The sequence below is a fragment of the Actinomyces sp. zg328 genome (assembly GCF_009829635.1).
Lineage (GTDB): Bacteria > Actinomycetota > Actinomycetes > Actinomycetales > Actinomycetaceae > Actinomyces > Actinomyces marmotae.
In genome coordinates this window covers 47,490-72,688 of the sequence record NZ_VWPE01000011.1, presented here as the reverse complement: position 1 = coordinate 72,688, position 25,199 = coordinate 47,490, and the positions used below count along the sequence as shown (strand labels likewise).

The 25,199-nt window shown below is 72.0% G+C and carries 21 protein-coding genes, 2 tRNA genes and 1 other RNA gene; 13 read left to right on the top strand and 11 right to left on the bottom strand.

The features are described 5' to 3' along the window. The coding region (sucB, locus tag GVV75_RS06390) for a 2-oxoglutarate dehydrogenase, E2 component, dihydrolipoamide succinyltransferase (RefSeq protein ID WP_159813979.1) at window positions 1-823 on the top strand (823 nt) is incomplete at its 5' end. A gap of 96 nt (window positions 824-919) precedes the next feature. Here sucB and GVV75_RS06385 read toward each other — a convergent pair. Continuing rightward, window positions 920-2,398, bottom strand: coding sequence for a serine/threonine-protein kinase (locus GVV75_RS06385; protein WP_159813977.1), 1,479 nt, complete (start codon window positions 2,396-2,398; stop codon window positions 920-922). A gap of 189 nt (window positions 2,399-2,587) precedes the next feature. Here GVV75_RS06385 and lipB point away from each other — a divergent pair, with 189 nt between their 5' ends. The 7 genes from lipB to GVV75_RS06350 all read left to right on the top strand — a co-directional run bounded on the left by lipB (window position 2,588) and on the right by GVV75_RS06350 (window position 9,712). Continuing rightward, the gene (gene lipB / locus GVV75_RS06380; RefSeq protein ID WP_159813985.1) at window positions 2,588-3,286 is read left to right on the top strand and encodes a lipoyl(octanoyl) transferase LipB; all 699 of its coding nucleotides are present in this window, start codon (window positions 2,588-2,590) and stop codon (window positions 3,284-3,286) included. 105 nt (window positions 3,287-3,391) lie between these two features. Then, the gene (gene lipA, locus GVV75_RS06375; protein ID WP_175994040.1) at window positions 3,392-4,459 is read left to right on the top strand and encodes a lipoyl synthase; all 1,068 of its coding nucleotides are present in this window, start codon (window positions 3,392-3,394) and stop codon (window positions 4,457-4,459) included. Window positions 4,460-4,558: 99 nt separating this feature from the next. Continuing rightward, window positions 4,559-5,281 carry a DUF4191 domain-containing protein gene (locus tag GVV75_RS06370; RefSeq protein WP_159523220.1) on the top strand — a complete coding sequence of 241 codons (723 nt, stop codon included), beginning with the start codon at window positions 4,559-4,561 and terminating at the stop codon, window positions 5,279-5,281. 157 nt (window positions 5,282-5,438) lie between these two features. Next, on the top strand, window positions 5,439-6,863 hold the full coding sequence (gene glnA, locus GVV75_RS06365) for a type I glutamate--ammonia ligase (RefSeq protein WP_159523221.1): 1,425 nt from the start codon (window positions 5,439-5,441) through the stop codon (window positions 6,861-6,863). Between the two features lie 121 nt (window positions 6,864-6,984). Next, window positions 6,985-7,914 (top strand): ABC transporter substrate-binding protein, encoded by a 930-nt coding sequence (locus GVV75_RS06360; protein WP_159523222.1) that lies wholly within the window; start codon window positions 6,985-6,987, stop codon window positions 7,912-7,914. A gap of 5 nt (window positions 7,915-7,919) precedes the next feature. Then, window positions 7,920-8,903 (top strand): amino acid ABC transporter permease, encoded by a 984-nt coding sequence (locus tag GVV75_RS06355; protein ID WP_159523223.1) that lies wholly within the window; start codon window positions 7,920-7,922, stop codon window positions 8,901-8,903. After that, the gene (locus GVV75_RS06350; protein WP_159523224.1) at window positions 8,900-9,712 is read left to right on the top strand and encodes an amino acid ABC transporter ATP-binding protein; all 813 of its coding nucleotides are present in this window, start codon (window positions 8,900-8,902) and stop codon (window positions 9,710-9,712) included. The genes GVV75_RS06355 and GVV75_RS06350 overlap by 4 nt, the downstream gene beginning before the upstream one ends. Before the next feature lie 181 nt (window positions 9,713-9,893). Here GVV75_RS06350 and GVV75_RS06345 read toward each other — a convergent pair whose 3' ends face one another. The 3 genes from GVV75_RS06345 to glnA (GVV75_RS06335) form a co-directional block, all read right to left on the bottom strand. Continuing rightward, on the bottom strand, window positions 9,894-10,580 hold the full coding sequence (locus GVV75_RS06345; protein ID WP_159523225.1) for a histidine phosphatase family protein: 687 nt from the start codon (window positions 10,578-10,580) through the stop codon (window positions 9,894-9,896). Between the two features lie 70 nt (window positions 10,581-10,650). After that, window positions 10,651-14,109, bottom strand: a complete 3,459-nt coding sequence (locus GVV75_RS06340) for a bifunctional [glutamine synthetase] adenylyltransferase/[glutamine synthetase]-adenylyl-L-tyrosine phosphorylase (RefSeq protein ID WP_159813975.1) — start codon at window positions 14,107-14,109, stop codon at window positions 10,651-10,653. Between the two features lie 43 nt (window positions 14,110-14,152). Continuing rightward, window positions 14,153-15,484 carry a type I glutamate--ammonia ligase gene (gene glnA / locus GVV75_RS06335; protein ID WP_159523227.1) on the bottom strand — a complete coding sequence of 444 codons (1,332 nt, stop codon included), beginning with the start codon at window positions 15,482-15,484 and terminating at the stop codon, window positions 14,153-14,155. Between the two features lie 176 nt (window positions 15,485-15,660). Here glnA (GVV75_RS06335) and panB point away from each other — a divergent pair, with 176 nt between their 5' ends. Further along, window positions 15,661-16,509, top strand: coding sequence for a 3-methyl-2-oxobutanoate hydroxymethyltransferase (panB, locus tag GVV75_RS06330; protein ID WP_159523228.1), 849 nt, complete (start codon window positions 15,661-15,663; stop codon window positions 16,507-16,509). A gap of 75 nt (window positions 16,510-16,584) precedes the next feature. Here the strand turns inward: panB and GVV75_RS06325 are convergent, their stop codons facing one another. Continuing rightward, window positions 16,585-17,310: a histidine phosphatase family protein gene (locus GVV75_RS06325; protein ID WP_159626368.1), complete on the bottom strand. Its 726-nt coding sequence runs from the start codon at window positions 17,308-17,310 to the stop codon at window positions 16,585-16,587. Between the two features lie 122 nt (window positions 17,311-17,432). Between GVV75_RS06325 and map the strand changes: the two genes are divergently transcribed. Together map and GVV75_RS06315 are read left to right on the top strand one after the other, a co-directional pair. After that, the gene (map, locus tag GVV75_RS06320; RefSeq protein WP_159523231.1) at window positions 17,433-18,341 is read left to right on the top strand and encodes a type I methionyl aminopeptidase; all 909 of its coding nucleotides are present in this window, start codon (window positions 17,433-17,435) and stop codon (window positions 18,339-18,341) included. 241 nt (window positions 18,342-18,582) lie between these two features. Beyond that, window positions 18,583-19,743 (top strand): hypothetical protein, encoded by a 1,161-nt coding sequence (locus GVV75_RS06315; protein ID WP_159813973.1) that lies wholly within the window; start codon window positions 18,583-18,585, stop codon window positions 19,741-19,743. Between the two features lie 135 nt (window positions 19,744-19,878). Here the strand turns inward: GVV75_RS06315 and rnpB are convergent. Next, window positions 19,879-20,262, bottom strand: an RNA gene (gene rnpB, locus GVV75_RS06310) — RNase P RNA component class A. A gap of 56 nt (window positions 20,263-20,318) precedes the next feature. Here rnpB and GVV75_RS06305 point away from each other — a divergent pair. Beyond that, window positions 20,319-21,113, top strand: a complete 795-nt coding sequence (locus GVV75_RS06305; protein ID WP_201288721.1) for a YaaA family protein — start codon at window positions 20,319-20,321, stop codon at window positions 21,111-21,113. A 65-nt stretch (window positions 21,114-21,178) separates the two neighbouring features. On the opposite strand, the gene GVV75_RS06300 is transcribed toward GVV75_RS06305, so the two are convergent. Both GVV75_RS06300 and GVV75_RS06295 read right to left on the bottom strand, forming a co-directional pair. After that, window positions 21,179-21,913 (bottom strand): zinc ribbon domain-containing protein, encoded by a 735-nt coding sequence (locus GVV75_RS06300; RefSeq protein WP_159718713.1) that lies wholly within the window; start codon window positions 21,911-21,913, stop codon window positions 21,179-21,181. 42 nt (window positions 21,914-21,955) lie between these two features. After that, window positions 21,956-22,852: a Nif3-like dinuclear metal center hexameric protein gene (locus tag GVV75_RS06295; protein WP_159523239.1), complete on the bottom strand. Its 897-nt coding sequence runs from the start codon at window positions 22,850-22,852 to the stop codon at window positions 21,956-21,958. Window positions 22,853-23,099: 247 nt separating this feature from the next. On the opposite strand from GVV75_RS06295, the gene GVV75_RS06290 reads away from it, so the two are divergent. Next, entirely contained in the window at window positions 23,100-23,717 is a 618-nt protein-coding gene (locus GVV75_RS06290; RefSeq protein WP_159523241.1) for a DM13 domain-containing protein, read from the top strand. Window positions 23,718-23,814: 97 nt separating this feature from the next. Here GVV75_RS06290 and GVV75_RS06285 read toward each other — a convergent pair. From GVV75_RS06285 to GVV75_RS06275, 3 genes are all read right to left on the bottom strand, one after another. Continuing rightward, window positions 23,815-23,896, bottom strand: a tRNA-Leu gene (locus GVV75_RS06285). A gap of 36 nt (window positions 23,897-23,932) precedes the next feature. After that, window positions 23,933-24,023: transfer RNA gene (locus GVV75_RS06280), tRNA-Ile, on the bottom strand. A gap of 295 nt (window positions 24,024-24,318) precedes the next feature. Beyond that, on the bottom strand, window positions 24,319-25,197 hold the full coding sequence (locus GVV75_RS06275; protein WP_159523243.1) for a Sir2 family NAD-dependent protein deacetylase: 879 nt from the start codon (window positions 25,195-25,197) through the stop codon (window positions 24,319-24,321). Between the last annotated feature and the right edge of the window lie 2 nt (window positions 25,198-25,199).

The window sequence follows — 25,199 nt, the reverse complement described above, 5'->3', positions numbered from 1 at the left end:
GGAGGAGGCCGCCGCCAAGGCTGCCGCCGCCCAGGCGGCTCTCGCCGCCGCGCCCGCGCCCGCCGCCGCCGCGGCGCCGTCGGCCAAGCCCGCCGTGGACACCGCGCTGCGCGGCAAGACCGAGAAGATGAGCCGCCTGCGCCAGGTCATCTCCGAGCGCATGATCGACTCGCTGCAGACCTCCGCCCAGCTGACCACGGTCGTCGAGGTGGATGTCACCCGCGTCGCCGCGCTGCGCGCCAAGGCGAAGGACGCGTTCCTGGCCGCCAACGGCACGAAGCTCACCTTCCTGCCCTTCTTCGTGCAGGCCGCCACCGAGGCCCTCAAGGCCCACCCGAAGGTGAACGCCTCCATCAACGGCAAGGAGGTCACCTACCACGATGTCGAGCACGTCGGCATCGCCGTGGACACCCCGCGCGGCCTGCTCGTGCCCGTGGTCAAGAACGCCGGGGACCTCAACATCCCGGGCCTGGCCAAGCGCATCAACGATCTGGCCGCCCGCACCCGTGACAACAAGGTGAACCCGGACGAGCTCTCCGGCTCCACCTTCACCATCACCAACACCGGCTCCGGTGGCGCCCTGTTCGACACCCCGATCATCAACCAGCCCGAGGTCGCCATCCTCGGCCTGGGCGCGATCGTCAAGCAGCCGCGCGTCATCAAGGACGCTGACGGTAACGAGGTCATCGCGATCCGCTCCGTGTGCTATCTGGCCCTGTCCTACGACCACCGCCTGGTGGACGGGGCCGACGCCGCGCGCTACCTCATGACCGTCAAGAAGCGCCTTGAGGACGGCGACTTCGCCGGCGAGCTCGGCCTGTGAGGCCCTGAGACCGCTTCGACCGCCTCTTCGGCGGGGGCGGGCCCGCATCACCGCGCGGGCCCGCCCCCGCCGTCGTTTAGGCGCGATCCCGCCGGGTCACCCGGCCTCCAGGACCTCGGCGACGCGCCACGGACCGGGCACGAGGACGAGCACCACCTCGCGCGCGCCCGGGGCGGGCGCCTCATGCGCGCCGTCGTCTCCCGTCCAGGTGGTGGGCCCCTGACTCAGGGACACCCGAGCGCACCTGGCCCCCTCCCACTGCCGGTCCGGGCAGGAGGCGCCCACCATCTCGCTCACGCCGGTCACCGAGGTCGTCAGTCCCGCCACCCGCTCGCCGCCATCCCGGAGGGAGGCCAGCAGCTCGCTGTCGGCGCGCGCGGCGGGCGAGCCCTCGACGGAGGTCAGGGCGAGCGCCGCTTCATCGCCGGAGACCAGGGCGGAGTCCCGCGCCGCGACCAGACCGGTGACGACTGCCTCCAGCGACTCATCCCCCGCGCTCACGGGCGCGACCCCCGGGCCGGCGGAGGGGGCCGGGGCGCCGGCGTCATCGCCCCTGCCCGCCCAGGCCATGACCCCAGCGACTCCCAGCGCGAGAACGGCCCCTCCGGCGGCCAGGGCCGTGGCTTTCCGGCCCAGAGAAAGGCGACCGCCCCCGCCGGAGCCGAGGGACCTCCGCGACGGAACCACCCGAGTGGGGGTGCGCGCCGCTGAGCGCAGCGCCCCCGAGGCCAGACGGGCGCCCTCAGGCAGGTCGATCGCCTCGGGCCATCCGAGTTGCGGGGCGCGGGCGGCCAGGTCCCGCGCGGTGGGCCGCGCCCTCGCGTCCTCCCGGAGGGCGTCGGCGAGCAGCGACGCGGCCTCCCCCCGCGAGGAGGGATCGGCCCCCTGGCACTCCAGGACGAGGGCGGCCAGGGAGTACACATCGGACGACGGCGTCGCGGCCCCTCCCGCGAGCCGCTCCGGGGCGGCGGTCCCCTGCGTGCCCATCTCCATGATCCCGCCGAGCAGGTCGATGAGCACGGGAGCCCCCGAGGAGGCGATCATGACATTCGCCGCCGACACATCCCCATGGACCAGCCCCTCGTCATGGAGGGCTGCCAGGGCCGAGCCCACTCCGTCGAGAAGCGCGGCGCTCTCCCCCCTACCCAGGCGGCCCCGCGATCCGAGGACGACGGCGAGGTCGGCGCCATCGATGAGATCGGTGACGACGGCCAGTCGCCCTCCGGCCAGTGGCACGAGGGAGCGGATCCTCGCGATGCCGCTGTGCCGCAGGTCCCTCAGGGCCGCCAGGCGGCGCATGGCGCGCGCGCCCCGCTCCGGCGGCTCGATGACCCGCACGACGACGTCACGCCCCTCGCCGTCCACGCCCCGGATCGGGCAGCCGTCGGCCCGCCCGTTCCTCCCCAGCGCTTCACCGAGGGCGATCCCCTTGTTGGCCAGGGCGCTCGACTCGGCGTCTGTAATCCCTCCCGGGCCCCGCGAGGGCTCGCCGTCCTCGCGCTGGGCCCGTCGCCACCGAGCCAGCGGTGCCGCGCGGCGCCACGCCGGCGCGGCCTTGGGTGATGAAGTCCTCATGGTCCCATGGTCAGCGGCTGCGGGGGCTGACGGAAGTACCCTGGAGAATCTGTGGATAACTCATCGGATGTTTGCGCCGGCGGACTCACCGACAACTCCCGGCGCCTGGCCCGCGCGCCGCCTCCGCCGGTGCCGGTGGCCTACTGTGGGCCCGTGCAGCGCATGACAGCCGGCGCCCCGGCGCTCCCCATGGACCGCCTGGACATCGATCTGGGCGGCCGCCTCGTCCCCTATGGCGAGGGGGCACGCCTCCAAGATGAGGTCCACGCCTCCGTCGCCTCCGGGGAGCGGCGCTCGACGATCATCGCCCTGGAGCACGAGCCGGTGTACACGGTGGGGCGCCGCACGCATTCCTGGGAGCGCCCAAGCGGGGACGTCGCGGGCCCGGATCGAGTGCCCGTGGTCGACGTCGACCGCGGGGGCAAGGTGACCTGGCACGGGCCGGGGCAGCTGACCGTCTACCCGATCGTGCGCCTGGCTGAGCCCATCGACGTCATCAAGTACGTGCGCGCGCTGGAGGCCGCGGTGATGGAAGTCTGCGCGGAGCTCGGGATCCCCACGAAGCGCGTCGAGGGGCGCTCGGGCGTGTGGGCACCGGGCCGCCCCGACGACCCCCGGGGGCCCTTCTTCCGGGCGGACCGGAAGATCTGCGCTCTCGGCGTGCGCGTGGCGAGAGGCGTCACGAAGCACGGGATCGGGCTCAACGTCAGCCCGGATCTCGATGCCTTCGCCCTGGACCGGATCATCCCCTGCGGGATCGAGGACGCCGGGGTCACCTCCATCACCGCCGAGCTCGGCGGGCAGCCCGGCGCACTCGCGGCGGAAGCGCTCGCCGACGGCGTCATCGCCGCCCTCGAGGCCCATCTCGCCCCACTGCGGGCGGATTGAGCGCGGAGGCGCTGGCTGGAGAATCACATAGGACCTCAATCCCATGATGTCGCACGGGGCCATAAACTATGGGGGCTCGCGCGAACGCACTCAGAAGGAGAGCATGTGGCTGACCCGATCGCCCCCAGGGCCTCACTCAGGACACAGGCGGCCGTCGCCCCCGAGGGGCGCAGGCTGCTGCGCGTCGAGGCCCGCAACGCCGAGACGCCCATCGAGTCCAAGCCCTCGTGGCTGCGCACCAAGGCCGTCGTCTCCGAGACCTATCAGGACGTGCGCGGCCTGGTGCGCGAGAAGAACCTGCACACCGTGTGCGCCGAGGCGAACTGCCCCAACATCTACGAGTGCTGGAACGACCGCGAGGCCACCTTCCTCGTGGGCGGGGAGATCTGCACCCGGCGCTGCGACTTCTGCGACATCGCCACGGGCCGCCCCACGGAGTACGACGTCGATGAGCCCCGGCGCGTGGCGGTCTCCATCAAGGAGATGGAGCTGCGCTACGCCACGGTCACCGGGGTCGCCCGCGATGACCGCCCCGACGGCGGCGCCTGGCTCTACGCCGAGACCTGCCGCCAGATCCACGAGCTCTCCCCCGGCACCGGCGTCGAGTTGCTCATCCCCGACTTCAAGGGGGACCCGGGCGCCCTCGCCGAGGTCTACTCCTCGCGCCCGGAGGTCCTGGGCCACAACGTGGAGACGGTCCCGCGCATCCACAAGCGCATCCGCCCCGCCTTCTCCTACGAGCGCAGCCTGGACGTCATCCGCTCGGCCTCCGAGGCCGGCCTGGTGACCAAGTCGAACCTCATCCTCGGTATGGGCGAGACCCGCGAGGAGATCGAGGAGGCGATGGCGACGCTCGTCGAGGCGCGCTGCGACATCCTGACGATCACGCAGTACCTGCGCCCCTCCAAGCTCCACCACCCCATCGACCGCTGGGTCAAGCCCCAGGAGTTCATCGAGTTGTCCTCCCTGGCCGAGGAGATGGGCTTTGCCGCCGTCATGAGCGGGCCGATGGTCCGCTCCTCCTACCGCGCCGGGATGCTGTGGGGCAGGGCCGTGGTCAAGCGCGGCTGGGAGGTGCCCGAGCACCTGCGCGCCCTCACCGAGCCGACGACCGCGCGCCAGGAGGCCAGCGCGCTCCTCGCTCCCTCCCCCGCCCTGGCCGCCGCCTCCTGAGCCGGCGCGGGGCGGGCGCCGGGCCCCGGAGCCGCTGGACACGGCCGATGATCGACTGACCACCGGGCCGCGCCTGCGGCGTCGTCTATCCTGTTCACCGTGAGCACAGCCCGAAGCCCCCAGCCCAAGAAGAAGCGCCGCCTGGCCGCCTACGCCCAGAACCTCAAGGACGCCTACACCATCTCGCGGCGCACCTACCCGTGGATCGGTTGGGCGCTGATCGGCACCACCACCGCCTCGATTCTCCTGGCGATCGCGATCGCCCTGGGCACCGGTATGGCGGTCTGGTACTGGGTGATCCTGGGGATCATGCTCGCCTTCCTCCTCGACATGATCCTGCTGTCGTGGACGGTGCGCCGGGCCTCCTACTCCCAGATCGAGGGCGTCCCCGGCGCGGCCAAGGCCGTGCTCGATCAGGTCGGCAAGGGCTGGTACCTGGAGGAGCAGCCGGCCGCCGTCAACCCCAAGACCCAGGACGTCATCTGGCGCCTGGTGGGCCGCCCCGGCGTCGTCCTCGTCGTGGAGGGCCCCACGGGCCGCACGCAGCGACTGGTGGCCGATGAGCGCAAGAAGATCAACCGCATCCTGTCCACGGTCCCCCTCCACGTCATCAACGTCGGCACCGATGAGGGCCAGGTCCGCCTCGGGGAGTTGTCGGCCGCGCTGCGCAAGCTGCCCACGAAGCCGACCCGCCTGACGGACTCCGAGATCTCCCAGGTCTCCAAGCGCCTGTCCTCCCTGGGGGCCAAGGGCCTGCCCATCCCCAAGGGCATCGACCCGTCCAAGGCCCGCCCGGACCGCCGGGCGCTGCGCGGCCACTGAGCCGGGCCCGGCCGCCCCGGGGCGCTGACGGCGGACGACGGCGCCTCGGCCGAAACACCAGGGACACACGCGCGGCACCGCCGCGTCATCACCGCTCGACTAGGCTCATTACTTGCCGAACCCGTAGCCGAACCAACGATCGTCGAGGAGCGAGCGCATGTTCAAGGACGCCACCGAGGCACTGGAGTACATCGAGCGGGAGGGGGTCGAGCTCGTCGATGCGCGCTTCTGCGATCTCCCCGGCGTCATGCAGCACTTCACGATCCCGGCGGCGGCGTTCAAGTCCGACGCCCTGACCGACGGCCTCATGTTCGATGGCTCCTCGATCCGCGGGTTCACCGCCATCCACGAGTCGGATATGAAGCTCGTCCCCGATGTCACGACGGCGTTCCTCGATCCTTTCCGCGCCCGCAAGACCCTCATCATCAACTTCTCGATCGTCGACCCCTTCACCGACGAGGTCTTCTCACGCGATCCCCGCTCCATCGCCGCCAAGGCCGAGAACTACCTGCGCTCCACCGGCATCGCCGACACCTGCTTCATCGGCGCCGAGGCCGAGTTCTACCTCTTCGACTCCGTGCGCTTCGACTCCACTCCCCAGGGCGCCTTCTACGCCGTCGACTCCGACGAAGCCTCCTGGAACACCGGGCGCGAGGAGCCCGGCGGGAACCAGGGCTACAAGGTCGCCTTCCAGGGCGGCTACTTCCCGGTCTCCCCCACCGATCAGATGGCGGACCTGCGCGATGAGATGGTGCGGGTCTGCCAGGAGACAGGCCTGGACATCGAGCGCGCCCACCACGAGGTGGGCACCGGCGGCCAGCAGGAGATCAACTACCGCTTCGCCTCACTGCTGACCGCCGGCGATGACATGATGAAGTTCAAGTACGTCATCAAGAACGTCGCCTGGGGGGCGGGCAAGTCCGCCACCTTCATGCCCAAGCCGCTCTTCGGTGCGGCGGGATCGGGCATGCACTGCCACCACTCCCTGTGGAAGGACGGGCGCCCCCTGTTCTTCGACGAGCGCGGCTACGGCCAGCTCTCCGACATCGCCCGCTGGTACATCGGCGGCATCCTCGCCCACGCCCCGAGCCTGCTGGCGTTCACCAACCCGTCGGTCAACTCCTATCACCGGCTCGTCCCCGGTTTCGAGGCGCCCGTCAACCTGGTCTACTCGGCGCGCAACCGCTCGGCGTGCATCCGCATCCCCGTCACCGGCTCCTCACCGAAGGCCAAGCGCGTGGAGTACCGGGTCCCGGATCCGTCGGCGAACCCCTACCTGTGCTTCTCCGCCGTCCTCATGGCCGGCATCGACGGCATCCGCAACCGGATCGAGCCGCGCGAGCCCATCGACAAGGACCTCTACGAGCTCGCCCCCGAGGAGTACTTCGACATCGAGAAGCTGCCCTGCACGCTCGACGCCGCCCTGGAGGCCCTGGAGGCCGACCACGACTACCTCACCGAGGGCGATGTCTTCACCCCCGATCTCATCGAGACCTGGATCGACTACAAGCGGTCCAAGGAGATCGAGCCGCTGCGGGCCCGCCCGAACCCCTACGAGTTCGAGTTGTACTACGACATGTGAGGCAGGCGGGGGCGTGGGCGCCCGCCCCCGGCCGTGACACGCGCAATACCCATTCCATGCAATAGATATGCACCGGAGTGGATAGAGTGGGCCACGGTCATCTACCCCAAGGAGCCTTCCCATGCGCACCAACCCCACCCGGATCATCGCAGCCATCGCCGCGCTCGGCCTGGCCGCCGGCCTGTCGGCCTGCACGAACGCCAACGACCTCGCCACCGGGTCCGCCAAGGCCAAGACCCAGGGCTACGACGTGTCGAGCATTACCAAGCAGGACAACATCGCTGCCCTCCTTCCCGCCGGGGCGCTCGGCGCCGACGGCAGGCTCGACATCGGCGCCGCCACCGACTACGCCCCCGCCGAGTTCCTGGACGCCAACGGCAAGCCGATCGGATACGACGCCGATATCACCAAGGCCCTTGGGAAGGTCCTCGGCGTCGAGGCCACGATGCACTCCGCCTCCTTCGACTCGATCATCGCCAAGGTGGGCACCGAGTACGACGCGGGCATCTCTTCGTTCTCCATCACCAATGAGCGCATGCAGAACGTGGACATGATCCAGTACGTCCGGGTCGGCAGCCAGTTCAACGTGGCCAAGGGGAACCCCAAGGGCCTCGACGTCTCCGACCACCTCAACCTGTGCGGCAAGGTCGTGGGCGTCCAGACGGGCACCGCCCAGGCCGACGCCCTGGAGGCTGACAACCAGTCCTGCGCGGCCGCGGGCCAGAGCGCCATCGACATCCGCTCCTACGACAAGCAGGCCGAGGCGACCTCCGCGCTCGTCGGGAGCACCCTGGACGCCACCTACTCGGACTCCACCGTCGCCGGCTACGCCGTCGAGACCACGAACGGCGCCGTCCAGACCATCGGGGAGGTGGAGGACGCCGCGCCCCAGGGCGTGGTCCTGCAGAAGAACTCCCAGGCCTACGCCGCCATCCAGGCCGCGCTCCAGTACCTCATGGATGAGGGCATCCTCACTGACATCCTCAAGAGCTGGGGAGTCGAGGGCGCGGCCCTCTCGAACGCCACCCTCAACCCAGCCGTATCGGAGTGACTCATATGACGGCCGCAGAGAACAACGCCCTGAACAGTTCTGAGAGCGACGCCGTCGTCCTCAACCACCCGCGCCCGGTGCCCCGGCCGGGGACGTGGATCAGCGCCGCGATCGTCATGGTCCTCGGCGCGATGCTCGCGCACTCGCTGGTCACCAACGAAAGCTTCCACTGGGACCGCGTCTGGTTCTTCTTCCGGGAGGTCCACGTCATCCGCGCCGTCGGGTGGACGATCCTCCTGACCTTCCTGGCCATGCTCATCGGTATCACCCTGGCGGTGACGACGGCGATCATGCGCCAGTCCACCAACCCGGTGCTGCGCGGCGTCGCCATCGCCTACCTGTGGTTCTTCCGCGGCACTCCGATCTACACCCAGCTGGTGTTCTGGGGCGCGCTGTCCGCCCTCTACCAGCACCTGAGCCTGGGCGTCCCGTTCGGCCCCGAGCTGCTTAGCTTCCAGACGAACGCCGTGTTCACGCCCTTCGTGGCCGCGGTGCTGGGCCTGGGCATCAACGAGGGTGCGTACCTATCCGAGATCGTGCGCTCCGGGCTGGGCAGCGTGGACCCGGGCCAGGCCGAGGCCGCCGGCGCCCTGGGGATGAGCAAGGGCCAGATCCTGCGCCGGATCGTCCTGCCCCAGGCGATGCGGGTGATCGTGCCGCCCACGGGCAATGAGACGATCTCGATGCTCAAGACGACGTCTCTGGTCCTCGCGGTGCCATTCACCCTGGACCTGACCTTCGTGACCAACTCTTACGCCTCGCGCACCTACCAGACGATCCCGCTGCTCATCGTGGCGGCGCTGTGGTACATCATCATCACCTCGATCCTCATGGTGGGTCAGCACTACCTGGAGCGCTACTACGGGCGCGGCTTCGATTCCTCGCGCCCGGGTGCCGGTGGCAAGCGGCGCCGCCTGTCGGCGCGTCAGCAGGCCATCCTCGACGCCCACACCACCAAGGCCGATCCCTTCTTGGAGGTCACCCCGTGAGCCAGTCATCCCCCCAGCAGGCCGCCCCGGCGACGGAGCCCAAGGTCCGCGTCTCCGGTCTCCACAAGTTCTTCGACGAGCTCCACGTGCTGCGCGGCGTCGACTTGACCGTCCCGGCGGGCACCGTCACGGTGCTCGTGGGGCCTTCGGGCTCGGGCAAGTCCACACTGCTGCGCTGCATCAACGAGTTGGAGTCCATCGACGCCGGGCGCGTGTGGATCGACGGCGAGCTCATCGGCATGAGGGAGGCCCCCGGCCGCGACGGCAAGCCCGTGCTGCACGCCCTGTCAGACAAGCAGCGGGCGGCGCAGCGGGCCAAGATCGGCATGGTTTTCCAACGCTTCAACCTATTCCCCCATATGACGGCGATCCAGAACGTCATGGAGGCACCCGTCCACGTCAAGAAGACGCCCAAGGCTCAGGCCCGCGGGCGGGCCGCCGAGTTGCTTGAGCGCGTGGGCCTCGCCGAGCGGATGGATCACTACCCCTCGCAGCTCTCCGGCGGTCAGCAGCAACGCGTGGCCATCGCCCGGGCGCTCGCCATGGATCCCGAGCTCATGCTCTTCGACGAGCCCACCTCCGCGCTCGACCCCGAGCTCGTCGGCGAGGTCCTAGCCGTCATGAAGGACCTGGCCCGGGACGGGATGACGATGGTGGTCGTCACACACGAGATGGGCTTCGCCCGCGAGGTCGGCGATCAACTCCTGTTCATGGACGGCGGCGTGGTCGTGGAGCGGGGAGCGCCCGCCGAGGTCCTCGACCGCCCCACCAACGAGCGCACCCGGGCATTCTTGTCCTCCGTGTTGTAGGGGCTCCCCCGGCACGGAGCACCCTTGGCCGCGGAAAACCGCCTCAGCCCGCAAATACCGTCTCGTCCCGTCGTTGCGCCCTCATTCTCGCAGTTTGAGGGCGCAACGCCGGGACGAGACGGTATGACGGGGACGAGGGCGCAACGACGGGCCCGTCATGACGCTCGCCCCCGCCCTCGCGTCACGCAGAGCCGGCACCGCCCCTCCACGCACCGTCATTCCAGTCGAGGAGGCGCCAGCCGGCATCGGGGTCGCCCTCGGCCACCGTGATGCCGGTGTTGCGCAGCGGGTGCTCCGCGACCCACAGCGGATCGGCGCCGCCTCCCAGCGCTGCGCGCAGTGCGGTCCACAGGCGCAGCACCGTGCCGTGGGAGACGAGCAGCGCCGCTCCCCCGCCCCGCTCGTCCTGCCCGCCCTCGGGGGCCGCATGGGCCGAGTGCTCCGCGATGGTGCGCACAGCGCCGTCGAAGCGCGTGATCGTGTCGAGGCCGTCCTCCAGGGAGCCCGGGATGCGCGCGCCCAGCCTGCCCGCCATCCACGCCCGCGTCGTGTCCGCGTAGCAGGCCACCGACCGGCCGTCCGTGGCCATCTCCAGATCACCCGCGAGGACTTCGCGCAGCCCGGGCAGGATCGTTGCCCGCAGCCCCGTGGCCCGCTCGACCGGTTCCATGGTCTGGCGTGCCCGCAGGATCGGGGAGACCCACAGTGAGGAGAGCCCCGCCAGGAGCCCGGCGTCCTCCAGTCTTCCCGGGATGGTGGCGGCCTGCTCGCGCCCGATCTCGTCGAGGGGCTGCCCGGGGAATCCCGTATCGAGGGCCTGCATGACATTGGCGATGGTGCGCCCGTGGCGCACGAGGATGAGTTTCACGGCCTTATCCTGCCAGCGCCGGCACTCGCGGAGAGCGCCCCCAGGCCGTCCCGGGCGCGCCCGGGGCCGCTCAGGACCACGGGTACGGCCCGGCATCGCGGCGCCGGGCGCGCCACCGCGGGGAGGTCGAGCGTGACGACGACGCCCTGCCGGGGGTGACGGCCTGACCCGCTCGACCGGCCTGCCCCGGCGGCGTCCCTCCCGCCGCGCCGGGGGCAGTGGGCCGCGCGCCCTCCGATCCCCGTCGGCTCCACTTGCCCTGCTGCTCCGGCTGATCCAGCAGCCCCGGTCCTCCTCCGGTCGAGCGCAGCACGCGCTCGACGACGGCGCGAGCGTGGCGGGCGCTGCGCCGGTAGAGGTCCTCCAGGTCCCGCTCGCTGCCGCTGGCGAGCCCCAGGAGCCTGCCGACCAGCCTGATGCCCCGCTCGTCGGAGGGCAGGATGTCCACCCTCGCGCCGGAGTCGCGACCCACGCCGAGCACCGTGGCGGCCCGGATGCGGGTGGCCAGGATCCAGGCGCTCATGAGAACGCCGGCGTCATCGACCGGCAGCAACTCGGCCTCGGCGGCCGCCATGAGCGCCTCAAGGGTGGAGGTGGTGCGCAGGCCTCTCACCTCATGGGCGTGGGCGAGCTGGAGGACCTGCGCCACCCATTCGACGTCGGACAGCCCACCGGGGCCGAGCTTGAGGTGCCGGGCGGGGTCAGCGCCCCGCGGCAGCCGCTCGGCCTCCATGCGGGCCTTGAGCCTGCGGATCTGGCGCAGTTCCTCCTCCCCCAGGCCATCGGCGGACCATCGCAGGGGGGCGATGAGGGCCAGGAACTCCTCGCCCAGCGCCGTGTCCCCCGCGCAGGCCCTCGCCCGCAGCAGCGCCTGGCGCTCCCACACCGCCGACCACGAGCCGTAGTACTCGGCGGCTGAGGCCAGCGACCGGCTGAGCGCGCCCTGGCGGCCCTCGGGCCTCAGGCCCGCGTCGATCGCGAGCGGGTGCGGGCCGGAGGCGAGCAGGCGCATCGTGGCGCGGGCCACCTCGTCTCCCTCGCGGGCGGCAGCGCGCTCGTCAACCCCGGTACGCGGGGCGTGGAGGAAGATGACGTCGGCGTCCGAGGCGTAGGTGGTCTCCTCTCCCCCGAGCCGCCCCATCGCGATGACGGAGTGCCGGGCTAGCGAGCCGGTCTGGCCGCCGGCCTCGTCCCGCTGTCCCCGCTGGGCGACAACGAGCCTGATCGCGGCCCGCAGGGCGCCTTCGATGACGGCGTCCGTGGTGTTGGTCAGGATGCGGGCGGTGCGGGCCGGGTTGACGCCGTCGAGGGAGTCGGCGAGGGCCGCCCGCAGCAGCTCGCGGGTGCGCACGCCCAGGATCCTGCGCACGGCCTCGGCGCTGCGCGCCTCCGCCTGGGCGGGCGTGGCCCCCTCGAGGCCGCGGCGGGCGAGAATCCTGGTGATCTCCTCGCGCAGTTGCTCGCCGCTGCGCGGGGCGAGCTCGGCGTCATCGTCGAGCCAGGCGACGGCCTCCGGGCGCTCGGCGAGGCGGTCCGTGGTCCACCGGGCCCCGGAGACCACCTGGCAAAGGCGCTGGGCCGCCACGGGCGAGTCGCGAAGCAGCCCCAGGTACCAGTGGGAGGTGCCGATGTCGTCGGAGAGCCGGCGGAATCCGAGCAGCCCGTTGTCCGGGTCCGGGCCCTCGCCGATCCACCCGATGATCACCGGCAGGAGCTGGCGCTGGATGGCGGCGCGGCGGCTGATTCCCTCGGTGAGGGCCTGGATGTGCCGCAGGGCGCCGTCGGGGTCGAGGTATCCGACGGCGGCCAGCCGGTCCCGGGCGGCCTGCGGGCTGAGCCGCATCTCGTCAGCGGAGAGGGCCGCGGCGGCGCCCAGGAGGGGCCGGTAGTAGATCTCCTCGTGGAGGGCGCGCACCCGCCGGCGGCGGGCCCGGAAGGCGGTGCGGAGGCTGCCGGGATCGGGGATGCCGATCCCCCGGCCGATGCGGCGCAGATCGGCGTCGCGCTCGGGCAGATCGTGGGTGCGACGCAGGCGGTGGAGCTGGGCGCGGTGCTCCAGGAGGCGCAACTCCCGGTAGCCCTCGTCAAGCGCGAGGGCGTCATCGCGGCCCACGTACCCGCCCACGGACAGCGCCGCCAGCGCGTCGAGCGTGGAGCGCACCCGCAGTTCGGCGTCAGCGCGCCCGTGGACGAGTTGGAGGAGCTGGACGGTGAACTCAACGTCCCGCAGGCCACCGGGGCCGAGCTTGATGCGCCTGTCCTCCCCCATCCTCTGGGACTCGCGCTCCACCCGGCGGCGCATGGCGCGGGCATCGTCGACGAAGTGGGGCCGCGAGCTCGCCGACCAGATGAAGGGGGCGATGGCCTCCTCGTAGGCGCGGCCGAGCACCGGGTCCCCCGCGGCGGCCCGCGCCTTGAGGAGCGCCTGGAACTCCCAGGAGGAGGCCCAGCGCTCGTAGTAGGCCACGTGCGAGGCGAGGGTGCGCACGAGGGCGCCGTCCTTCCCCTCGGGGCGCAGCCCTGTGTCCAGGGGCCACAAGGAGGGCTCGGTCCCGGAGGCGGAGGTGGCGCGGCGCAGGAGGCCTGCGATCTCGGTGCCCAGGCGCACGAGTTCGGCCTCGTCGGGCTCCTCGGCGGTCCCGGCGACGGCGGCGGCGGGTCCGACGACATGGATGACATCGACGTCGGAGATGTAGTTGAGCTCGCGCCCGCCGGCCTTGCCCATGGCGATGACGGCGAAGGCGACCCTGCGCGCGCCCGCCCCCACGCCCGCGCGGGCGATGAGGAGGGCGGCCTCCAGCGCGGCGTCGGCCAGGTCGGCCATCGCGGCCCCGACGACACCCACATGGGCGGCGGGGGCGGTTGAGACGAGGTCGTCGGCGGCGATCGCGAGCAGCCGGTCGTAGTACGCGCGGCGCATCGCGGCGGTGGCCGCCTCGATGGCCGCGGGGTCGGCGGGTCCGGCCGGGGCGGGGTGATCGGCCCCCGCGTGAGCGGCGAGGGCCTCGCGCGCGGCGTCGACGAGGAGGAGGGAGGCGTCGGGCTGGCCGGGCGCGTTCCAGGCGCGCTCAGGGCTCAGGGCGTCGAGGTGATCGGGGTGGGAGACGAGGAAATCGCCGAGCGCCTGGGACGCCCCGAGGACCGCGAGCAGCCGATCGGCGTGGGCCCGGGAGCCCCCACCCGCCCCTTCCCGGACGGGCTCGCCGACGATGGCGCGCAGGGCCGTGACGAGGCCGTTGGCGGCGGTCGGGTCGTCCTCCTGGGCCAGCGCCGCGGCCAGGCGCAGGAGCGAGAGCAGGGCCAGATCGGGGTCAGCGGTGTCGCCCAGGGCGTCGATGAGACGGTCCCTGGCCTCGGCGTCCTCCCCGCTCGCGCGGTTGAGGAGGTCCGCGAGCGCCCGGTCCTCCAGGGCCCGCAGGGCGCGGTCGGGCTCGGCGAAGCCGGCGCCGAGGAGCCTACGGCGCGGGCTGGGAGCCGGCACTCCCATGAGCGGGGTCATGCCGCCGGCGCGCCGGCTCTCGCTGGCCATCAGGTCATCCCTCCTGCGCCTCGCTCCCGGGCGACGGCCCGCCTCAGACGCGGCGGAAGAACTGGCCGATCTCGAAGTCGGTGACCTGGGCGTCGTAGGCCTGGTACTCATGCCTCTTGTTGCGCCGGAAGTACTCGAAGGTGTCCTCCCCCAGGGTGTCCGCCACGAGGTCGGAGCCGCTCATCGCGGATACCGCCCGCTTGAGGGACGTGGGCAGGGGCTCGATGCCCAGGGCGTCGCGCTCGCCGTCGGTCAGGGCCCACACGTCGTCCTCGGCCTCGGCGGGGAGCTCGTACCCCTCCTCAATGCCCTTCATGCCCGCGGCGAGGATGGTGGCGAAGGCGAGGTAGGGGTTGGCGGCGGGGTCGAGGGAGCGGTACTCGACGCGCACGGCCTGCGCCTTGCCGGGCTTGTGCATGGGGACGCGCACGAGGGCGGAGCGGTTGTTGTGGCCCCAGCACACGTAGCTCGGGGCCTCGTCCCCGCCCCACAGCCGCTTGTAGGAGTTGACGTACTGGTTGGTGATCGCGGTGATTTCCTTGGCGTGGCGCAGTATCCCGGCGATGAAGGCGCGCCCGGTGGCGGAGAGCTGGTACTGGCCGGCGGGGTCGTAGAAGGCGTTGTGGTCGCCCTCGAAGAGGGAGAAGTGCGTGTGCATGCCGCTGCCGGGCTGGCCGACGAAGGGCTTGGGCATGAAGGTCGCGATGCAGCCCTCCTGGATGGCGACCTCCTCGATGACGGCGCGGAAGGTCATGATGTTGTCCGCCATCGAGAGAGCATCGGCGAAGCGCAGGTCGATCTCGTTCTGGCCCAGGCCCCCCTCGTGGTGGGAGAACTCCACGGAGATGCCCATCTGCTCGAGCATGAGGATGGCGCGGCGGCGGAAGTCGTGGGCGGTGCCGCCGGGGACGTGGTCGAAGTAGCCGGCGTCATCGGTGGGGGTGATGCGTCCCTGATCGTCGCGGTTGACGAGGTAGAACTCGATCTCGGGGTGGATGTAGCAGGTGAATCCGGCGTCGGCGACGCGCGCGAGCTGGCGCTCAAGGACGGCGCGCGGGTCGGTGCGGGCGGGCTCGCCGTCGGGCGTGAGCACGGAGCAGAACATGCGCGCGACGCGGTCGCGGTCATCGCGCCAGGGCAGCATCTGGAAGGTGGAGGGGTCGGGGCTCAGGAGCATGTCGGACTCGTACACGCGGGTGAGGCCCTCAATGGTGGAGCCGTCGAAGCCGATGCCCTCCTCGAAGGCGGCCTCGACCTCGGCTGGCGCGATGGCCACGGACTTGAGCTGGCCGAGGACATCGGTGAACCACAATCGCACGAAGCGAACGTCCCGCTCCTCGATCGCGCGGAGCACGTACTCCTGCTGCTTGTCCATGCCTGCTCCCCATCTCTGATCAGCGCTCGGATCCCGACGGCGGTGCCGGGACGCCCCGACTCTATCGGGAGCGGGAGTCGGCCGGGTTTCGGCGCGCGGGTCGCCGGCGGACCGGTCCGGCGAGCGGCGGATGATGGTGGCGCGAGAGGCCCGGCGGTGGCGGCTAGGCTGGAATCATGGCAACCATGGACTCCCCCTACGCTCCCCCGAGCGCCCTGCCACCGGCCGGCAAGCCGGTGCGCGTCCACCACCTCGCCGCCGCGAAGGCCCAGGGCGAGCGCCTGACCATGCTCACCGCCTATGACGCCGTGACGGCGTCGATCCTCGATGCGGCGGGCACGGACATGCTCCTGGTCGGCGACTCGATCGGCAATGTCATGCTCGGTCATGGCTCAACGCTGCCGGTGAGCCTCGATGAGATGGCCGTGGCCACCAGGGCCGTGGCCACGGCGACGACGCGCGCGCTCGTCGTCGCCGATCTGCCTTTCGGCACCTATGAGGCGGGGCCCGCTCAGGCCTTGGAGTCGGCCGTCCGGCTGGTCAAGGCCGGGGCCAACGCGGTCAAGCTGGAGGGCGGCGCGCCGCGCGCGGCGACGGTCCGCGCGCTCAGCGACGCGGGGATCCCGGTCGTGGGGCACCTGGGCTTCACCCCGCAGTCGGTGAACATGCTCGGCGGCTTCCGCGTTCAGGGCCGCGGCGAGGCCGCCTCCCAGGCGCTGCTGGCGGGCGCCTCCGCCCTCGCGGGCGCTGGGGCGATCGCCCTCGTCCTGGAGATGGTGCCGCAGGACCTCGCCGCGGCCGTCACCGGGGCCCTCGACATTCCCACGATCGGCATCGGCGCGGGGGCGGGCTGCGACGCGCAGGTGCTCGTGTGGACGGATATGGCGGGGATGACGGAATGGAAGCCCCGCTTCGCCCGCGCCTTCGGCGAGGTGGGCGCCGCGCTGCGCCAGGCCGCCGAGGACTTCAACGCCGCGGTGCGCGACGGGTCCTTCCCCAGCGCCAAGGAGAGTTTCGCCTCCTGATCGCGCCCGGCGCGCGCAGATTGGCCGGCGCCCGTCGTGACGCCTCCGCGTCGTGACGGGCGCCGGCCGCGTGGCTCACAGCCCCTCGGGCCGGGTGAAGTCGATGGGCACGATGTCGACGCCGTCGAAGACGCCGCTCATGTCCTCGGTCGGGAACGTCACGCCCTGGTCGCCGGGGTCGAGGGCCCAGTCCAGGAGGCGGGGCGAGCCGCCGGGGGCCGTCGGGTCGACCTCGACGGTGGTGATGGCGCAGTTGGCCATGGGCGCCTTGGAGTAGACCTCCAGGCCGATCCAGCGGGCCATGATCGTCATGATGGTCATGCCGTGGGAGACCGCCAGCGCCTCGGCGTCGCTCCTGCCGGCCTCGGCGTCGGCGCGCAGGTCAGCCAGGATGCGGGCGAGGGCGCCGTCGATGTCGCGCAGGTAGTCGGTGGCGCTGATGCCGCCGGGCGCCCCCTCGAAGCGGCCGGACAGGACCCCGGGCAGCAGTACGCGCGTGGGCAAGGCGGCGATCATCTCGGGGTCGGGTCCGCCGTCGTAGATCCCGTAGTCGTACTCGCGCAGCCCGGTGAGGATGGTGCGCGGGAGCTCGCGGCCCTCGGTGAGGATGTCCGTGGTCTCGACGACCCGCCCCAGGGGGCTGAGGTAGACGCGGGTGAGGGGGTAGTCGGCCAGGAAGTCGCGGGCCAGCGCGGCGCCCTCGCGCCCCGAGGAGGTCAGGGGCGAGTCCGCTGAGCCCTGGGTGCGGCGCTGCTCGTTGAGGACGGTGCGGCCGTGGCGCACGAAGTGGATCTTTGCCATGGTGGCATCGTAGGTCACACCCCCGCCTGGGCAGGGGGGCGTGAGACAGGTCGGACCGCGCGCGCCCGGCCGGGGCGGCGGGCGGGCTGTGCGCCCGCCGCTCGGCTCCTATGCTGGGGGGCATGACTGCTCCGACGCCTCCTGGATCCCCCCATCGCCTCGGCGCCGATCGGGCACCGCGCGGAACCCTCGTGCCCGGCATCGTCGGGCCCCGGCGCGACGTGCCCGAATCGATCGCCCGCCCCGAGTACATGTTCCACGATGGGCCCGAGAGGGTGACGGCCTCGGACATCAAGTCCCCCGAGACCGTTGAGCGCATCCGGGCGGCGGGCAGGATCGCGGCGCGGGCCATGCGGGCCGCCGCGGCGGCGATCGCACCGGGCGTGACCACTGATGAACTGGACCGCATCGCCCACGAGTACCTGTGCGACCACGGCGCCTACCCCTCCTGCCTGGGTTACATGGGCTTCCCGAAGTCAATCTGCACCTCGATCAACGAGGTGATCTGCCATGGCATCCCCGACTCCACGACGCTGGCTGAGGGCGACCTCATCAACCTGGACGTCACCGCCTACGTCGACGGCGTCCACGGCGACACGAACGCCACCTATGCCGTCGGCGAGGTGGATGAGGAGACGCGCCTGCTCATTGAGCGCACCCGCACCTCCATGGAGCGGGGCATCAAGGCCGTCCGCCCGGGCCGCGAGGTCAACATCATCGGGCGGGTCATCGAGGCCTACGCCAAGCGCTTCGACTACGGCGTCGTGCGGGACTACACGGGTCATGGCGTCGGCGAGGCCTTCCACTCGGGGCTCATCATCCCGCACTACGACTCCGCCCCCCGCTACGACACCGTCATGGAGCCGGGCATGGTCTTCACCATCGAGCCGATGCTCACCCTGGGCGGGATCGAGTGGGACCAGTGGGAGGACGGCTGGACGGTGGTCACCCGGGACCGCTCCCGCACAGCCCAGTTCGAGCACACGCTCGTGGTCACCGAGGACGGCGCGGACATCCTCACCCTGCCCTGAGCCTCCCCGGCGCGCGCCTCCCCGCCGCGCGCCCGGCCCGCGGATCGGGCGGGATCAAGGATGGGGAGCGGTGCCCGGGGACGGGTTCCCCGAGAACAGCGCCGATACGGCGCCCGCCGCACCGGCTGTTCGGTGTAGATTCGACTTATCGGCTGTGGCACCGACGGGACGAGCGCTCGCCGCCGGAGATGTGCCCCATGACGACTCCTTCAGCCAGCATTCCCACTCCCGGAGGTCCCCAATGGCTCTTCGTTTCAACCCACCGCCGAACTGGCCTGCCCCGCCGGAGGGCTTCGTCCCGCCCGCCGGGTGGCAGCCCGACCCCGCATGGGGTCCGGCCCCCGAGGGTTGGCAGCTCTGGGTCGAGGACTCGGGCGGTGCCGCGAGCCCCGTCTCGGCCTCCGCCCCCGGCGCCTCGGACCCCGCCTGGGCCCCGACCCAGGCGGTCCAGACCGGCCAGTCGGGCCCGGTGGCCGACCCGACCGGCCAGTCGGCCTCCGCCCCGTCCGCGGACTACGCCCCCGCCGGGATGCCCGCCCCGATGGGCTCCTCGGCTCCCGGAAGCCCCTACGCCGCGGAGATGAACTACGCTCAGGCGCCCACCCCCTTCCACGGCCAGGCCCAGCCGGTTCCCGGCGCTGGCGGTGGCTGGCAGCCGGTGGACGTGCCCGGCGGCGCCAGCGCGGCCAAGCCCGTCTACAAGCAGTGGTGGTTCTTCACGATCATCGGTGTTGTGGTGGTCGCGCTCATCGGCGGCCTGGTCTGGGCCTTCGCCGGCGGTGACAGCGATGAGAAGGCCGGCGGCAGCACGCAGACCTCGGCGCCCAAGAAGGTGGACGAGCCCGGCCCGAGTCCCACCGGGGACGAGTCTGAGCCGTCAGCCCCTAAGACGGCGGCCTCCACGCCCTCCAGTCCGGCCAAGCCGGCAGGCGGGTCCGAGGGCACCTCGATGGACAACCCCAAGGACACGGCGACGGGCCCGTTGACCTTCCACGCCTCCAAGTACGACTACAACGACCCCAACGCGAGCCTCGATGTGACGTTCGGCAAGGTCAACTGGGACGCCACTGCCGACGTGAAGAGCACCGTGAGCAGCTACAGCTACAAGGAGCCCGGTCCGGGCCAGGTGTACATCCGGGTGCCGATCGACATCACGTACCACGGCAAGGGCCAGTACCCGAAGTACTCCTTCAAGGTGGACTTCGTCCACAACGGGACGACCACCTCCGCCACGCAGAGTTACAGCGATAAGGGCGAGTTGTCCAACCAGGCCATGCCCCGCGACGGCGGCAAGGCCAGCGGCTACGCCACCTTCCTCATCGATAAGAGTTCCGTCAACCAGGGCGTCTTCGCGGTCACCGCGTTCACCGCCTCCGACGAGGGCTACGTCGCGGCGAAGTGACCCAGCGCCCCGCTGCTCCGAGGATCACCTGACGGGCAGTCGAGCACAGCGAACTGGTGGGCCCCTCCCGATCCGGGAGGGGCCCACCACGCTTCTCCAAGCGTTGTCGGCGCCTGCCGGGAGAAGGACGGGAGGCGGACGAGTCGACCTGTACGCCGGGTTCTGTTGCCGCCCGCCGTCGCCGGCCCGGGCGGTGGCGACCATCCATCTTGGACCGCCGTCGCCGACGGTCTCGCGCGACCTACCCGCAGGCTCGGGCGAGCAGCCCTCGGGCGCCTGCTGCGCGGTCTTGCTCCGGGCGGGGTTTGCCGAGCCGCGCCGGTCACCCGGCGCGCTGGTGGGCTCTTACCCCACCCTTTCACCCTGACCGCCAGTGGCCTGGCGGCGGTCTTCTCTCTGTGGCACTGTCCCGCGGGTCGCCCCGGGTTGCTGTTAGCAACCGCCCTGCTCTGTGGAGCCCGGACGTTCCTCGATCCCGCATGGATCCCCATGGGGTACCGCGGCCGCCCGGTCGGCTCGTCCGCGCGCCAAGCATATCCCCCAGAAGACGGGAGCCGAGCGTCTAGCATGTGCGCGTGCTCATCCTCCTGCCTCCCAGCGAGGGCAAGACCCCTCCTGACTCCGGGCCAAGCCTTCGCCTGTCCTCCCTGCTCGCGGCCGACCGGCTCACCGCCGCGCGCCAGGCGGTGATGGAGGAACTAGCGCGGGTGAGCGCCGCCGCGGACGCCGCCAAGGTGCTCGGCCTGGGCCCGCGCTCCAGCGCGGACGCCGCTGTCAACCTCGTCCTCGACGCGGCGCCGTGCGCGCCGGCCCACGAGCTGTTCACAGGAGTGCTCTACGAGGCCGCCCGCCTCGGTGGGACGGGCGCGCCGGGCGAGGCAGAGGCGTTGTCGCGCCATGTGGTCATCCTCTCGGGCCTGTGGGGCGCCGTGCGGGCCACGGACCGGCTGCCCGACCACCGCCTGGCGATGGGCGTCTCCCTTCCGGGATGCGGGAGGCTCAACGCTTTCTGGGTCCGGGAGCTCGCCGCGGTTCTCGGCCCGATCGCTGAGGAGGCAGGGCTCGTCATCGACGCCCGTTCCTCCGCCTATGCCGCGGCCTGGCAGCCTGATCGCTCCTGGGGCGGAGAACTGCTCCGCATCCGGGCGGTCCGGATCCGTGAGGGCCGGCGTCAAGTGGTCTCCCATCATGCCAAGCACACGCGGGGCCTGCTGGCCGGGGAGCTCATCGCCCTGCGCGCCGCCGGCCGCGCGCCGTCGACGGCGAACGGCGTGGCCGAGGTGGGCGCCAGCCTGGACGGCGTGGCGGACGCTGAACTATCCGCCCCCGATCGCTCGGGGCGCCGCGACCTGACCCTCATCCTGGCCTGAGCCCCGCCTGGCGGGCGGGCCGACGGCGTCCCGATGCGCCCCGGAGTCCCGGGCGCCGGGCCGGCTCAGATATCCATGCGCACGAGGATGACGTCGTTCTCCTCGGCGTGGATGACGGCGTCGGCCGGAGCGGCGTCGATGCGGGCGAGCTCGGCCGGGCTGAGCTCGACGGAGCCCCCCTCGAGGCGGTGCCCGTGGAGGGCGAGGACGCCGAGACCCCCGGTCGCGGCGCGCACGGCGTCGTAGTCGGCGAGCAGGGCGGGCGAGATGGTGCCGGCGAGCTCATCGCGCCGGGCGCGCAGGCGCTCGGTCTCCTCATCGATCCGGGTGAACCCGGCGTCGCGCTCAGCAGTGAGCTCCCGGCCCGCGGCGCGGATGGCCTGCTCCTCATCGGCGAGCCGGTCGGATTCGGCCTGGGCCGCCTCAAGGGCCTCCATGGCGGCGATCTGGGCGTCCTCAAGGACGCTCTGGCGCCGTCCGAGCTGGTCGATCTCCCCCTGGATAGCGGCCAGGTCCCGGGCGGCGTCACTGCCCGCGGCCAAGCGCTCGCGCAGGGCGGCGGCCCGTCGGACGACCTGCCCGACCTCGTCCTCGGCGTGGGTGGCGCCCCGCTTGGCCTCGGTCAGAGCAGCGGTGGCCAGCAGGGCGGAACGCTTGTTGTCCTTGAGGCGGGCGATGGTCGCCTCGATGCGCGCCAGGACGGGAAGGGCGCGCCGCTCGTGCGCGAGCCTCGCGAGCGTGGCGTCGATGTCCTGCAGGTCGATGAGGAGCCGCTGCTCGGCGAGGGGGGCGCTGGTCACTGGATGTCCTTCCGGGCGTCGAGGGTGGGGGCTGCCGGGGCGTCAGCTCGCTGGAGTGGTGCCGGGGCTCAGGCGCAGGGCCCAGGGGTCGGTGCAGATCGTGGACACGTGCGTGGAGAGTCTACGTCCACCGCGCTCGGCGGCGGTGGCCAGCCGCTGGGCGAGCGGGGGCAGGCCCACCCATTCCGTGGCCCAGTGGGTGCCGCAGATGAGGTAGGGGCGCCCGCCCTCCAGATGCTCGCTGGCCGGGTGGTGGCGCAGGTCGGCGGTGAGGAAGGCGTCCGCGCCGGCCTCGCGGGCGCGCGCCAGGAGGGAGTCGCCCGCTCCCCCGGACACGGCGATGGTCTCCACGGTGGCGTCCAGGTCTCCGCCCACGAGGATGCCGGGAGGCGAGTCCGGCAGGGCGGCGGCGACGGCGGCGGCGAGGTCGCGCAGGCGGGTGGGCGCCGGCAGGGAGCCGATGCGCCCGATGCCCTGGGAGGGGTCGGAGGGGCTGGGCTCTAGCGGGACCGCCCCGAGCAGGCCGATGGAGGCGGCCAGTGCCGCGGCGACGCCTCCATGAGCGGCATCGAGGCTGGTGTGGGCATTGAGCAGGGCGATGCCGCCGCGGATGAGGCGGTGAATGACACGGCCCTTGGGGTCGGTGGCGGCCACGTGGTCGGTGCCGCGCAAGTAGAGGGGGTGGTGGGTGATGATCATGTCGGCGCCACGCTCGATGGCCTCGTCGACGACGGAGGCGACGGGGTCCACGGCGAGCAGGATCGAGGCCACGGGAGCCCCGGGGTCCCCGCAGATGAGCCCGTTGGAGTCCCAGGACTCGGCCAGGCGGGGCGGGGCGGCGGCCTCGACGAGAGCGACGACGTCGGCGACGGTCAGCGCCTCAGCGGCCGAGGAGTCCTCCCCGGCGTCAGGGCGCTGGTGGAGCGGCGAATCGATCATGCGGCAAGGCTAGCGGCGCGGCGAGCGCCCGGGCGACACGGCGCGACCCTCCCCCACGTCATCAATGGGATCAAGCGGGTCATGGGGCGCGGCTGGCCCGCGCGGGGCCCGGACATCCATCATGAGCAGTGAGGAGCATCACGTGGCGATCGACGATGATTCCTGGGCGCGAACACGTTGATAAGACGAACCATCATTGATGTCCGGCACATCACGCCGGCCCCTATGACTCTGAGGAGCCATTGACATGCCCCGATTCTTTTCCCTACACAAGCGCCTCACGGTTTCACTGGCCGTGATCCTCCTGGCCGTCACCGGCGTCGGACTGGCCATCTTCAAGCCGTGGCTGCTGTTCATCGATGAGACGGTGAATGATGAGATCCCCACCTTCTCGACGGCGGCGGCGCCCCCGGCGCAGTCGAGCGCGTCGGCAGGGCCGGAGAGCACCGCTGGCGCCACCGAGGGGCCCGCGCAGCAGGAGACCGCACAGCAGGAGCCCGCCCAGCAGGGGCCCGTTCAGGTGGCGAGCGGCTCGTTCGTCTCCCACGAGCACTCGACGACCGGCACGGCGCGCATCCTGCGCAACCCGGACGGCTCGCACCAGCTGGTGCTGGAGAACCTGGCGACGTCGAACGGCCCGGATGTGCGGGTCTGGCTGAGCGCTGGGCCGGTGATCGAGGGCAAGGCCGGCTGGTTCACAGCCGGGGACTACAAGCACCTGGATGTGGCGCCGATCAAGGGCAATCTCGGCAACCAGGTCTACAACCTGCCCGCCGGGACGGACCTGAGCGAGTGGAAGAGCGTGGTTCTGTGGTGCGACGACTTCAACGTCTCCTTCGGCGCCGCCGAACTGTCCGCCTCGTGAGAACGCGCGGGGCGAGGCACCCACGGGCTACTCCGGCGCCAAGCGGGCGTGCACAGGGCGCGTCCGCTTGGCGCGGGTGCGCATAGGCGTGTCGCGGTGCCCCCGGCGGGACTCGAACCCGCACGCCTCACGGCATCGGCTTTTAAGGCCGCTGTGTCTACCGGTTCCACCACGGGGGCGGGCGACCGTCCAGGGCCCGCGGGCCCTGGACGCGGTACCCCCACCGGGATTCGAACCCGGGACCTTGTGCTTATCAGGCACGGACGAGGTATAAGCTCGCTGCTCTAACCGCTGAGCTATGGGGGCTGGCGGCGGGCGGGGCCCGCGCCTGAGCGAGGTTACCAGTCATGACGCCGCGTCCACATGTGGTTGAGCGGGCCAATCGCCCCGGGCCGCCGGGCACCGGATCGCAAAGCCGAGCCTGGCAGAGCCCTCCCGCGGCGCTCCCCCCGGCCGCGCGCGAGACCATTGTCCTACGCCGCCGCCCGAGAAGGGCTGGCTGAGCGCCTGGAGCGGTTGGGCGGGTTTCTCCGCGCTCTTGGGCTCCGCCGAGCCCACCGGCGGGCGCGCCCCGTTCGGCTTGCCGACCGGCTCGCGCCCCTCAGGCGAGCCGGTCGGCGAGGGCCGCCAGCACCTCCGAGCAGCCGCCGTGGACGATGACCTCGGCCAGCGGGTCGGCCTGGGTGCGCCCGCGGTTGATGACGACGAGTCTCGCACCGCCGGCCAGCGCGGACTGGACCACCCACATGCCGGTGGAGACCGCCAGGCTCGTCCCAGCCACGATGACCGCCTCGCAGTCGCGCGCCGCGGCGAGCGCGCCCTCCATCGCCTCCTCGGGCAGGCCCTCGCCGAACATGACGATGCCCGGCTTGAGCAGGCCACCGCAGGCCTCGCAGACGGCAGTCCGGAAGTCGCAGGCCTCCGCCTCGGCACGGCGCGCCTCGGGTGTGATCTCCAGGCGCATGGGGTCAAGGTCCTCGATCAGGCCCGGGTTGAGGGCTCGTAAGCGATCGGAGACCTCCGCGCGGGTGCTCCGCGCCCCGCAGCGCAGGCAGACCACTGCGTCGTAGGCGCCGTGGAGCTCCCAGAGGTTGCGCACGCCGGCGCGGGCATCGAGGCGGTCGACGTTCTGGGTGGCCACGCCCATGATCGCGCCAGCGGCCTCGAGGCGCGCCAGGGCGCGATGCCCGGCGTTGGGCTCCAGGGCCTCCAGGGAGCGCCAGGTGGTCTCGTTGCGGAACCAGAGCCAGCGGTACCAGACGGGGTCGGTGGCGAAGGAGGGAAGATCGACGGGCTCGATGGGGGTGGTGCCGACCCCCCGGTAGTCGGGCAGCCCGGAGTCGGTTGACATGCCCGCGCCGGTGACGATGAGCGTCCGCCGCCCCTCAATGATCGCCGCGATCGCCTCAGCCGCCTCCATTTCCTGCTCGGCGCCGTCGTCGCCCGCGCCGGCGGATCCCCCGGTGGTGCTCCTGCTCATGC